The sequence below is a fragment of the Vogesella sp. genome, from assembly GCF_046297735.1.
In the GTDB taxonomy this organism is placed as follows: Bacteria; Pseudomonadota; Gammaproteobacteria; order Burkholderiales; family Chromobacteriaceae; genus Vogesella; species Vogesella urethralis.
Genome location: NZ_JBKBHK010000023.1, coordinates 21,759 through 33,696 on the forward strand (window position 1 = coordinate 21,759; position 11,938 = coordinate 33,696).

Sequence of the window (11,938 nt, forward strand, 5' to 3'; positions counted from 1 at the left end):
GCCGCCCGGTATGCGGCCAACCTTCTGTTGTTTCTGATCATGTCCCTAGCCAAACGCATCATCCCCTGCCTCGACGTGACCGCCGGTCGTGTGGTGAAAGGGGTCAATTTTGTCGGCCTGCGCGACGCCGGTGACCCGGTGGAAATCGCCAAACGTTACAACGAACAGGGCGCCGACGAGCTTACCTTCCTCGACATTACCGCCAGCTCCGACGACCGCGATCTGATCCTGCATGTGATCGAGTCGGTGGCCGAGCAAGTATTCATTCCGCTCACCGTCGGTGGCGGCGTGCGCCAGGTGGCCGACATCCGTCGCCTGCTGAACGCCGGTGCCGACAAGGTCAGCATCAATACCGCGGCGGTAACCAACCCCGACCTGGTGAAGGAAGCCGCCGACAAGTTCGGCAGCCAGTGCATCGTAGTGGCGGTGGACGCCAAAGCGGTGACGCCGGAAAACGACCGCTGGGAAATCTTCACCCACGGCGGGCGCAAGCCTACCGGCCTGGACGCGGTGGAATGGGCGGCACGCATGGCCGAATACGGCGCCGGCGAAATCCTGCTGACCAGCATGGACCGCGATGGCACCAAGATCGGCTTCAACCTGCCGTTGACCCGCGCCGTGTCCGACGCGGTGCCGATTCCGGTGATTGCGTCCGGTGGCGTCGGCAACCTGCAGCATCTGGTGGAAGGCGTGACCCAAGGCAAGGCCGACGCGGTACTGGCGGCCAGCATTTTCCACTTTGGCGAATACACGGTGCGCCAGGCGAAAGAAGCCATGCGCGCCGCCGGTATTGAAGTCCGTCTGTGAGGTTGGCCGCATGACACCCCCGAATTGGCTGGATGAAGTGAAATGGGACGACAAGGGCCTGGTGGTTGCCATTGCCCAGGACGCCCACAGTGGCCGCGTGCTGATGGTGGCTTACATGAACCGCGAGTCGCTGCAGCTGACCGCGGAAACCGGCATCGCCCATTACTGGACGCGCTCGCGCCAGAAACTGTGGAAAAAGGGCGAGGAGTCCGGCCACACCCAGACCGTGAAAGAGCTGCGTCTGGATTGTGACGGTGACGTCATCACCATGCAGATTGAACAGGCAGGCGGCATTGCCTGTCATACCGGGCGCGAAAGCTGCTTTTTCCGCGTCTGGCGCGATGGCCAGTGGGTTGTCACCGACGAGGTGCTGAAAGACCCGGACGCCATCTACCACTCACACTGAATTTGATCTGCGGCAAGGGTTAACGCCAGTACCACCTGTTACAAGGATGTCACATTATCGACATATACTGGCGGGGCGCCGGTAGCCGGGAGACGCATATGAACGCGACCGAAATTTTCAAGAATATTGGTGATACGCTGGAGGCCCGCAAGGAAGCCAGCCCAGCTTCTTCCTACGTGGCCTCGCTGCTGCACAAGGGTGAAGATGCCATCCTGAAAAAGGTGGCCGAAGAGGCCGCCGAAGTGCTGATGGCCTCCAAAGACAAAGACCGCCTGCATCTGGTGCGCGAAGTGGCCGACCTGTGGTTCCATTCCATGGTGCTGCTGGCCCACCACGGCCTGCGTGCCGAAGACGTGGTGATGGAATTGAAACGCCGCGAAGGCATTTCCGGCATTGATGAAAAAGCGTCGCGTACGCAAGGCTGAACGGAATCCGACATGAGTGACTGTATTTTCTGCAAGATCGCCAAGGGCGAGATCCCGGCCAAGAAAGCCTACGAAGACGACGATGTGGTGGTATTCCACGATATCAACCCCAAGGCGGACGTGCACTTGTTGCTGATCCCCAAACTGCATGTAGAATCGCTGGCGCAGTGTGACATCCGCCACCAGCAGATACTGGGCAAGCTGTTGCTGCTGGCGCCGGTACTGGCGGCCGAGCACGGCCTGGCGCAAGGTTTCAAGACGGCCATCAACACCGGAGTCGGCGGTGGTCAGGAAGTTTTCCATCTGCACGTACACGTGTACGGCAATCGTTAATCCGGGTAGACATACCCGCCTTGTTTAGAGGTAGAAGTCCATGGGTTCCTTTAGCATCTGGCATTGGCTGGTCGTTCTGTTGGTCGTGGTTCTGGTGTTCGGCACCAAGAAGCTGCGCAATATCGGTTCCGACCTCGGTGGTGCGGTGAAGGGTTTCAAGGAAGGCATGAAGGGCGAAGGCGACAAGGACGTGCCGGCAAGCGGCCGCGTCATCGATGTCGATCAAGACAAGAAATAAGCACAGGCCGATAACGTGTTTGAAATCAGTTTCGGCGAGCTGCTGCTCATCGGTGTGGTGGCCCTGATCGTACTGGGACCGGAGCGCCTTCCTACCGTGGCGCGTACCATCGGCGCCTTGGTTGGCCGTGCTCAACGTTTTGTGGCCAGCGTGAAATCTGACATCCACCAGCAAAGCCAGATGGCCGGCCTGCACGAACTGAAGCAGGATATTCAGGAAGCGGCCGATGCCTTTCGCAGCCAGGTAGAGCGTGAGGCGGCCGAGGTTCGCCAAGTCGCGCAGGACATTTCCTATAGCGTCGAACCGGTACAGCAGGCGGTGCAGGAGCTTGCCGACAACGTCCAGCAAGTGGCCGGTAATGCCGCTTATGCAGCCGATGCTGACGATAAACGCATCGCACCGGCTGACATGTTGGCCGCAGCGGGTGTAATCGTGCCCGAGGCACCAGCCACTGCCGCGCCTGACGATGGACAGCTCGACCTGTTTGCCCAGCCTGCCCCAGCCGCCGCACCTGCTGCCGTGGCGACCTCTGCCGAGTCTCGTAGCTAACCCACATGGATCAACAACCTCTTCTGGCGCACCTGATCGAGTTGCGCAACCGTCTGGTGCGTATTGCTGGCGTGTTGCTGCTGGTACTGCTGTGCATGGTGCCGTGGGCGGGTGATGTTTATCACTTGTTTGCCAAGCCGTTGATGGACGCTCTGCCGGCCAATACCAGCATGATTGCAACCGAGGTAACTGCCCCCTTCTTCGTTCCCCTGAAAGTCACCATGCTGGTGGCTTTCCTGATCACCTTGCCGCATACCCTCTATCAAGTGTGGGCCTTCGTGGCGCCGGGCCTCTACAACCACGAGAAGAAGCTGATCGTGCCCCTTATTGTTAGCAGCGTGGCGCTGTTCATGGTAGGGATGGCCTTTGCTTACTTTGCCGTTTTCCCGGTGGTATTCGGCTTCATGAGTGCTCACACGCCTGAAGGCGTGGCGATGATGACCGATATTGACAAATATTTGTCGTTTGCGCTTGGCATGTTTGTGGCTTTTGGGGTGACGTTTGAAGTGCCAGTGGTGGTGCTGGTGCTGAACCGAATGGGGATCGTATCTCTCAAACAACTACGAGAAGGCCGTTCCTACGTAATCGTGGGTGCCTTTGTCGTAGCAGCGATCGTGACGCCGCCCGATATACTGTCGCAGATCATGATGGCTATTCCACTGTGGCTGTTGTACGAAGTAGGTATTGTGATGTCAATGTTGATCAACAAGGAAAAAAGCGATGCCGGGCATGACTGATCCCCGTCCGTTTCACTGGGGGGCCGTGTCCAGCCTGGTGGCGCTCATTCTGCTTTGCCTGGCCTGGGAGTTATGGCTGGCACCGTTGCGTCCGGGGGGATCGTGGCTGGTATTGAAGGCAGTGGTACTGTTGCTGCCGCTGATGGGTGTTCTGAAGGAAAAAGTCTATACTTATCAGTGGTCGAGCATGTTCATCCTGGCTTTTTTCGGTGAGGGTGTGATGCGCGCGTGGAGCGACACGGGTCTGTCGCAGCAACTGGCCATGCTGGAAGTGGTGCTGACGGTGGCCTATTTCACCAGTGTCGTTTTGTATGTGCGGGCCAAGCGGCTGCAACTGTCATCCTGATGTACCGTTAATCTCGTATCGTAAGCCAGCCTGTGCTGGCTTTTTCTTTAGCAGAAATTCATTAATGGCATTAAAAATATTCTGTTAAAGATAAATCAAATGCTGCTTGCAGGTTTGGCCCGGCTTCCTGATAATGTGCCAAACACGATAGCTGCGGTCCTATCGGTATACCTATAACGAAATGCATCGTTTCGCCTTGAAAAGAGCGTATGGATAAACCAGATATCAACGCCGGCACCAGCAGCATTCCGCTGCGTGCAACGCACCTCGATCCCCTGCTTGATTGCCTGTTCGAACTTACCCGCCTGCACGGCATCACCACGACGCGTGATTCCCTTATTGCTGGTATACCGATGGAAGGGCAACGTCTTTCCCCATCCATGTTCTCGCGAGCAGCACGCCGAGCGGGCCTGGCTTCCCGCGTGCTGCGGCGGCCACTCAAGCAATTGCCGAATGCATTGCTGCCGGCGGTACTGATCCTGAACAACGATGATGCCTGCTTGTTGCGCAAGGTTGACGATACCGGGCGCTTCTACGTCAGCCCGGCCGAACTGCCAGAGTCGGAACAGGTGATGACACTGGATGAGCTGCAGGCCACTTACAGCGGCATCGTGATCGTGGTCAAGCCGCGCTTCCGTTTTGAGAAGCGCATCCCCGAGTTGCAACAGGCGCGTAGTGAACACTGGTTCTGGCATGCGGTATTGCAGGGGCGGCCGCTGTATCGCGATGCGCTGATCGCAGCCTTCTTTGTCAATTTTTTCGCCTTGGCTTTCCCCTTGTTCACCATGAACGTGTACGACCGCGTGGTGCCCAATATGGCGTTCGATACGCTGTGGGTATTGGCACTCGGGGTGGTACTGATGCTGGTGTTCGACTTCGTGTTGAAGCTGACACGTGGTTACCTGATTGATCTGGCTGGCAAGCGGGTGGACGTGCTGCTGTCTGCCCTGATCATGGAACGGGTGTTGGGTATCCGTATGGAAGCACGTCCGGCATCGGTAGGTGCTTTTGCGGCCAACCTGCGTGCTTTCGAATCGCTGCGCGACTTTATTGCCTCTGCCACCATCACCACGCTGGTGGATGTGCCGTTCGCGCTGCTGTTCCTGCTGGTGATGCTGTGGATTTCTCCGTGGATGGTTTTGCCACCGGTGATTGCCATCATCCTGATGCTGCTGCTGGCTTTTATCGTGCAGGCCAAGATGCAGGAGCTGTCGGAAAGCACCTTCCGCGCTTCGGCGCAGCGCAATGCGCACCTGGTGGAAGGTCTGGTCGGTCTGGAGACGGTCAAGACCCTTGGGGCTGAAGGCGAGCTGCAAGGGCGCTGGGAAAAGGCCACACTTTTCCTGGCCCAGATCGGTACCCGACTCAAGTTCCTGTCCGCCGTGACCATGAATTCTGCTGCCTTCATTCAGCAGGTGATGTCGGTAGCCATTGTGGTGCTGGGTGTGTACCTGATCAAGGAAGGCCTGACCTCGGTAGGTGGCCTCATCGCCTGCACCATGCTGGCGGGCCGCGCTATTGCTCCATTGGGGGCCGTTACCGGCTTGATGACGCAGTACAACAATGCCAAGTCGTCCCTCACTTCGCTGGAAGGCCTGATGTCGCAACCGGTGGAGCGAGAGAACGAAAGTACCTTCTTTCACCGTACGCATTTCAAAGGGGATATCGAATTCAGTAATGTGGACTTTACCTATCCCGACAGCCCGCTCGGTGCGCTGCATAATGTATCGTTCCGCATCAAGGCTGGTGAGCGCGTGGCCATTCTTGGTCGTGTCGGCTCTGGCAAGTCCACCATCCAGAAGCTGGTGATGGGGCTGTACCAGGCGCAAAAGGGGGCGGTGCGCATCGATGGCATCAACGTGCAGCAGGTAGACCCTGCCGAGTTGCGCCGTCATGTCGGTTATGTGTCGCAAGACCCGGTACTGTTCTATGGCACGCTGCGGCAAAACATCAGCATGGGTCAGCCCCATGTGCACGATGCCACCATCGCGGCAGCCGCCGAACTGGCTGGTTTGACCGAATTCATTAACACCCATCCGGATGGTTTCGACATGGTTATCGGTGAGCGTGGCGAATCGCTATCCGGCGGCCAGCGCAAGGCGGTGACCATCGCTCGTGCCTTGCTGAATGCGCCGCCCATCCTGCTGCTGGATGAGCCTACCAGCAATATGGACCACAGTACCGAATCTGCCATGAAGCGTACCTTCGAAAAGATCGTCAGCGGCAAGACGCTGATTCTGGTGACGCACCATACCTCCCTGCTCGATCTGGTCGATCGCATCATCGTCATCGACCAAGGCCGCATTCTGGCCGACGGGCCCAAGCAAGAAGTGGTACAGGCCCTGCAGCAGGGCAAGATCGGGAGGGCGCAAGCATGAACTGGCTGAAAACCCGACTGGAAAAACTGCGCAACTCGACCAATCCGCTGATCCAGAAAATCCTGGGCTGGTCGTCTGCAGAAGACCTGCAAGATCGACAAGACTTTGCGTCCGATGCCGAGTGGGCCATCCTGGCGCAAGATCCGCGCCGTCCGCGCATGTTCATCTGGACCATTGGTCTGTTTATTGTTACTGCGCTGATCTGGTCTGCGCTGGCAACGCTGGACGAAGTAGCCCGTGGTGAAGGTAAGGTGGTACCCACCAGCCAGGTGCAGCATCTGCAAAGCTTGGATGGTGGCGTGGTATCGAAAATCCTGGTGAAAGAGGGCGATATCGTTGAGCGCGGCCAGCTATTGCTGCAAGTGGATAACACCCGTTTTGTCTCTTCGCTCAACGAAAACCAGTCGCAACTGATTTCTTTGCAGGCCAAGGCGTCACGGCTACGTGCCCTTGCTGAAGGCAGACCTTTTTCTTTGCCGCCGGATGTATCCGAAAAAGCGCCCGAAATCGCCCGTCAGGAAATGGAGCTGTATCAATCGAAGCGCATGGAACTAGAGGCGAATCTGTCGATTGCCCGCCAGCAGCTGTCGCAGCGTACACAAGAACTGAATGAGGCACGTGCCCGCCGTGATCAGGCTAACCAGGGCCTGGAGCTGACGCAGCGCGAGCTGAATGTTACTCGCCCGCTGCTCAAATCGGGCGCTGTATCCGAGGTAGATATCTTGCGACTGGAGCGTGATGTATCACGCTATCGTGGTGAGCGCGATATGGCTAATGCCCAGGTGCCCAAGATCCAGTCCGCCATCAGCGAGGCCTCACGCAAGATTCAGGAGGTAGAACTGGCGTTCCGTAACCAGGCTAGTACCGAGCTATCGGAAACACTCGCCAAACTCAGCACGCTGGGTGCCGGTAACGCCGCGTTGCAGGACAAAGTGAAGTTGACTGAAATTCGCTCGCCTGTGCGCGGTGAAGTAAAACGCCTGCTGGTGAATACGGTGGGCGGCGTTGTGCAGCCCGGCCGCGATATTCTGGAAATCGTACCGTTAGATGAGTCCTTGCTGATCGAAGCCAAAATCTCGCCGCGTGATATCGCCTTCTTACACCCGGGGCAGCGTGTCTTCGTGCGCTTTACCGCCTATGACTCCACCATCTATGGCGGGCTCAAGGGTTCGCTGCAGCAGATCGGTGCCGACTCCATTACCGATGAGAAGGGCAACACTTACTATGTTGTCAGAGTGAAAACCGACTCTTCTCATCTCGGTACAGAAGGCAAACTACCCATCATTCCTGGCATGACCGCGGAAGTTGACATCATTACCGGCAATAAGAGCGTGCTCAATTACTTGCTTAAGCCGGTTCTGCGCGCCAAAGCGCAGGCATTGAGTGAGCGATAAGAATGTATACATTGCTGATATCTTCTAGTTTTTCTTTAAGAGACCATTTATCGCATGCGCTGGGTTCTTTTATTGAATATCACGATTCACTATGGCGTTTTGCTACCGAAAGCAAAATAAATAGCGGGGATCTGGTTTGGGTGGATGCCGATAATCAGGACCCTGAGCTGATTGGCAGGTTGTGTCGCGGCGACTTTGGCACAGCCAGAGTCATTGTGCTTAGCAGTACGCCCAGCGATGCCGCTGCGGTTGACTGGTTGGGGCGTGGAGCCGCTGGTTATTTGCATGCGTTCTCATTGCCCGAAACCCTCAGGCAGACAGCGGCCGTGGTGGAGTCCGGCGGTTTATGGGTAGGTGTCGGCTTGATGCAGCAACTATGTGCCCGTTTCGGCCAACTGGCCAAGCCGGAGCATGCGCTGCTATCCCAGTTGACAGAGCGCGAGCGAGAAGTGGTTCAATACCTGAAAACCGGCATGAGTAATAAATCTATTGCAAAACAAATGGATATTTCGGAGCGCACAGTCAAGGCGCATCTGACTGCCATTTTTGCAAAGTTCGATGTATCGGATAGAATACAGTTATTATTGAAATTGGCGGTGTAGATAATTTCTGCCCTTCGGTACAATAGGGATTCAATTAAAAGCCCCACTACATTGTTAGCTACGACAACAATGTATGGGGCTTTATCATGGCGGACACTACCAATACACAAGGCAAAGTAATTGCAATTTCCGGTAAAGTAATGGCAGTGGCGCCAGATGGCACCAGCCGTTTGCTACAAGCGGGTGACGTTGTTGCACTGGGTGAACGCATCATCGTTCCGGATGGTGCATTCATCGAACTCCAAAGCAATAACGGCAACGTCGTGAGGGTGGAAGATCAGCGTGAATTGCTATTGAGCGCCGAGGTATTCAGCCCGCCCACTACCGATGCTACCGACAATGCAATCCGTCCGCTCGATGCGCAGGCGCGCAGTGTGCTTGCTGCCCTGGAGCAAGGGCAGGATCCGTTACAGAACCTGGAAGAAACCGCAGCCGGTCTAACGGCTGGCGGCGCTGACGAGGGGGGCGTCTCCTTTGTTCGTATCGCCCGCATAGCCGAAACCATCCAGCCGTTGAGCCTCAGCAGCGGTGTTGTGCTCGATGGTGTCGTGCCACAGCTTGCCTTGGACGATGACGATGTTGAGGATATTACCCCGCCGACGTTGACTGTCGTACTCGATCCCGCCAGTGACAGCGGTACCAAGGGAGATGGCATCACCAACGACAATACCCCGACTATCAGTGGTACCGGCGAGCCGGGCAATATCATCACCGTTACCACGCCGATTGGCGAAGTATTGACCACGACAGTTAACCCGGATGGTAGCTGGACTGCCACACCGACGCGGCCACTGCCCGATGGCGGCAACACCATCAACATTACGGCCACCGACCCGGCAGGCAATACCACCAGTACAACCGTCCCGGTGACGGTTGATACTAAAGGGCCGGCACTGACTGGTCAGCTCGACCCGGCCAGCGACAGCGGCACGCTGGGCGACGGCATCACCAACGACAACACGCCGACCATCAGCGGTACCGGCGAGCCGGGCAATACCATCACTGTCACCAGCCCCACCGGTGAAGTGCTGACCACCACCGTCCAACCGGATGGCACCTGGAGCGTCACCCCGACGCAGCCGCTGCCCGACGGCGCGGCCAACTTCCCGGTGACCGCTACCGACCCGGCCGGCAACAGCACCAGCAGCACCGTGCCGGTTACCATCGACACCACGCCGCCGGCCGCCAGCGTCACGCTGGACGCCAACATCACGCCGGACGACGTGATCAATGCCGCCGAGTCCAAGCAAGACATCGCCATCGCCGGCAGCGTCGGTGGTGACGCCAAAGTCGGCGACACCGTCACCCTCACCGTCAACGGCAAGACCTTCACCGGTACCGTTGCCGCCGACAACACCTTCAGCATCCCGGTGCCGGGTGCCGACCTGGTGGCCGATAGCGACAAGACCATCGACGCCAGCGTCACCACCACCGACGCCGCCGGCAACAGCAGCACCGCCACCGCGAGCGAAGGCTATAGCGTTGACACCACCGCACCGACACTGACCGCCCAGCTCGACCCGGCCAGCGACAGCGGCACGCCGGGTGACGGCATCACCAACGACAACACCCCGACCCTCAGCGGCACCGGTGAGCCGGGCAATACCATTACCGTCACCAGCCCCACCGGTGAAGTGATGACCACCACCGTCCAGCCGGACGGCACCTGGAGCGTCACCCCGACGCAGCCGCTGCCGGACGGCGCGGCCAACTTCCCGGTGACCGCCACCGACCCGGCCGGCAACAGCACCAGTAGCAGCGTGCCGGTCACCATCGACACCACGCTGCCGGCCGCCAGCGTCACGCTGAACGCCAACATCACGCCGGACGACGTGATCAATGCCGCTGAGTCCAAGCAAGACATCGCCATTACCGGCAGCGTCGGTGGCGACGTCAAAGCGGGCGACACCGTCACCCTCACCGTCAACGGCAAGACCTTCACCGGTACCGTTGCCGCCGACAAGACCTTCAGCATCCCGGTACCGGGTGCCGACCTGGTCGCCGATAGCGACAAGACCATCGACGCCAGCGTCACCACCACCGACGCCGCCGGCAACAGCACCACCGCCACCGCGAGTGAAGGCTATAGCGTTGACACCACCGCACCGACACTAACCGCCCAGCTCGATCCGGCCAGCGACAGCGGCACGCCGGGCGACGGCATTACCAACGACAACACCCCGACCCTCAGCGGCACCGGCGAGCCGGGTAACACCATCACCGTTACCAGCCCCACCGGTGAAGTGATGATCACCACCGTTCAACCGGATGGCACGTGGAGCGTCACCCCGACGCAGCCGCTGCCGGACGGTGCGGCCAACTTCCTGGTGACCGCCACCGACCCGGCCGGCAACAGCACCAGCAGCAGCGTGCCGGTCACCATCGACAGCGCCGTCCCCAACGCCGGCGCCGCACCGACCGTTACCATCACCGAAGACGCCAACAACGACGGCTTCATCAATGCCAGCGAATCGCAAGGGCCGGTTGACCTCAAAGTCGCCTTCGACCCGAGCAAAGTCGAGGTGGGCGATACCGTCAAGGTCACCGCCAATGGCGTCACCCAGGACGTGGTGATCAGCGCCGCCGACAAGGCCAACGGTTACGTCACCGCCACCACCCCGCTGCCGGCACAAGACACCATGTTGGACGTCAGCGCCGTCATTGTGGATGCTGCCGGTAACAGCAGTGCGCCAGGCGCCGACAGCGCCAAAGTGGACCGCAGCGACCTCAGCGGCGTCAGCGTCAGCATTACCGAAGACGCCAACAACGACGGTGTGATCAACCAGAGCGAACTGCAAGGCAGCGTCGGTGTCACCGTCACCCTGCCGGTCGGCGCCATCGCTGGCGACCTGCTCACCGTCAGTGCCAACGGCAACGCCACCCAGGCCATCACGCTGACCCCGGCGCAGATCGCCGCCGGTCAGGTCATCGTCGAGCTGCAGGCTCCGGCCAGCGGCAGCACCCTCACGGTGAGCGCCCAGGTCACCGACGCCGCCGGCAACCAGTCCAATGTGGCCAGCGACAGCGCCCGCATCGATACCACTGCGCCGGCGTTGACCGCCAAGCTCGACCCGGCCAGCGACAGCGGTACCCAAGGCGATGGCATCACCAACGACAACACGCCGACGATCAGCGGTACCGGTGAGCCGGGCAACACCATCACCGTTACCAGCCCCACCGGTGAAGTACTGACCACCACCGTCAAACCGGACGGCACGTGGAGCGTCACCCCGACGCAGCCGTTGCCGGACGGCGCGGCCAACTTCCCGGTGACCGCCACCGACCCGGCCGGTAATACCACCAGCAGCAGCGTGCCGGTCACCATCGACACCACGCCACCGGCCGCCAGCATCACGCTGAACAGCATCACCGCCGATAACGTCATCAACGCCACCGAGGCCGGACAGCAGATTCCGGTGACCGGTAGTGTGGGTGGCGACGCCAAAGCGGGCGACACCGTTACCCTCACCGTCAACGGCAAGACCTTCACCGGCACCGTGGCGGCTGACAAGACCTTCAGCATCAACGTACCGGGTAGCGACCTGCTGGCCGACCCCGACACCACGGTAGACGCCAGCGTCACCACCACCGACGCCGCCGGTAACAGCACCACCGTGAGCGACAGCGAAGACTACAGCCTGGGCACGCCGCCGACGCTGACCGCCCAGCTCGACCCGGCCAGCGACAGCGGCAAACAAGGTGATGGCATCACCAGCGACAGCA

General features: G+C 59.3%; 12 protein-coding genes. All 12 read left to right on the plus strand.

Annotated features, from left to right (window positions below):
• The first annotated feature begins 39 nt into the window (after window positions 1–39).
• Window positions 40–807, plus strand: a complete 768-nt coding sequence (gene hisF / locus ACK4FZ_RS16795) for an imidazole glycerol phosphate synthase subunit HisF (RefSeq protein ID WP_144370839.1) — start codon at window positions 40–42, stop codon at window positions 805–807.
• 10 nt (window positions 808–817) lie between these two features.
• Complete coding sequence (hisI, locus tag ACK4FZ_RS16800; RefSeq protein ID WP_144370840.1) at window positions 818–1,213, plus strand: phosphoribosyl-AMP cyclohydrolase; 396 nt, start codon at window positions 818–820, stop codon at window positions 1,211–1,213.
• Window positions 1,214–1,311: 98 nt separating this feature from the next.
• Window positions 1,312–1,638, plus strand: a complete 327-nt coding sequence (locus ACK4FZ_RS16805; RefSeq protein ID WP_144370841.1) for a phosphoribosyl-ATP diphosphatase — start codon at window positions 1,312–1,314, stop codon at window positions 1,636–1,638.
• 12 nt (window positions 1,639–1,650) lie between these two features.
• On the plus strand, window positions 1,651–1,971 hold the full coding sequence (locus tag ACK4FZ_RS16810) for an HIT domain-containing protein (protein WP_144370842.1): 321 nt from the start codon (window positions 1,651–1,653) through the stop codon (window positions 1,969–1,971).
• A 40-nt stretch (window positions 1,972–2,011) separates the two neighbouring features.
• Window positions 2,012–2,209 carry a Sec-independent protein translocase subunit TatA gene (gene tatA, locus ACK4FZ_RS16815; RefSeq protein ID WP_409822951.1) on the plus strand — a complete coding sequence of 66 codons (198 nt, stop codon included), beginning with the start codon at window positions 2,012–2,014 and terminating at the stop codon, window positions 2,207–2,209.
• Window positions 2,210–2,224: 15 nt separating this feature from the next.
• On the plus strand, window positions 2,225–2,758 hold the full coding sequence (tatB, locus tag ACK4FZ_RS16820; protein ID WP_409822954.1) for a Sec-independent protein translocase protein TatB: 534 nt from the start codon (window positions 2,225–2,227) through the stop codon (window positions 2,756–2,758).
• Window positions 2,759–2,763: 5 nt separating this feature from the next.
• Window positions 2,764–3,495, plus strand: a complete 732-nt coding sequence (gene tatC, locus ACK4FZ_RS16825; protein WP_409822957.1) for a twin-arginine translocase subunit TatC — start codon at window positions 2,764–2,766, stop codon at window positions 3,493–3,495.
• Complete coding sequence (locus tag ACK4FZ_RS16830; protein ID WP_409822971.1) at window positions 3,488–3,841, plus strand: DUF2069 domain-containing protein; 354 nt, start codon at window positions 3,488–3,490, stop codon at window positions 3,839–3,841. Before tatC ends, ACK4FZ_RS16830 begins: the two co-directional genes overlap by 8 nt.
• Window positions 3,842–4,050: 209 nt before the next feature.
• Window positions 4,051–6,219: a type I secretion system permease/ATPase gene (locus tag ACK4FZ_RS16835; RefSeq protein WP_409822960.1), complete on the plus strand. Its 2,169-nt coding sequence runs from the start codon at window positions 4,051–4,053 to the stop codon at window positions 6,217–6,219.
• Window positions 6,216–7,613: an HlyD family type I secretion periplasmic adaptor subunit gene (locus ACK4FZ_RS16840; RefSeq protein ID WP_409822962.1), complete on the plus strand. Its 1,398-nt coding sequence runs from the start codon at window positions 6,216–6,218 to the stop codon at window positions 7,611–7,613. Before ACK4FZ_RS16835 ends, ACK4FZ_RS16840 begins: the two co-directional genes overlap by 4 nt.
• Before the next feature lie 2 nt (window positions 7,614–7,615).
• Complete coding sequence (locus ACK4FZ_RS16845) at window positions 7,616–8,215, plus strand: response regulator transcription factor (protein ID WP_409822965.1); 600 nt, start codon at window positions 7,616–7,618, stop codon at window positions 8,213–8,215.
• An 86-nt stretch (window positions 8,216–8,301) separates the two neighbouring features.
• A partial coding sequence (locus ACK4FZ_RS16850) for a retention module-containing protein (RefSeq protein WP_409822968.1) occupies window positions 8,302–11,938 on the plus strand: 3,637 nt, incomplete at its 3' end.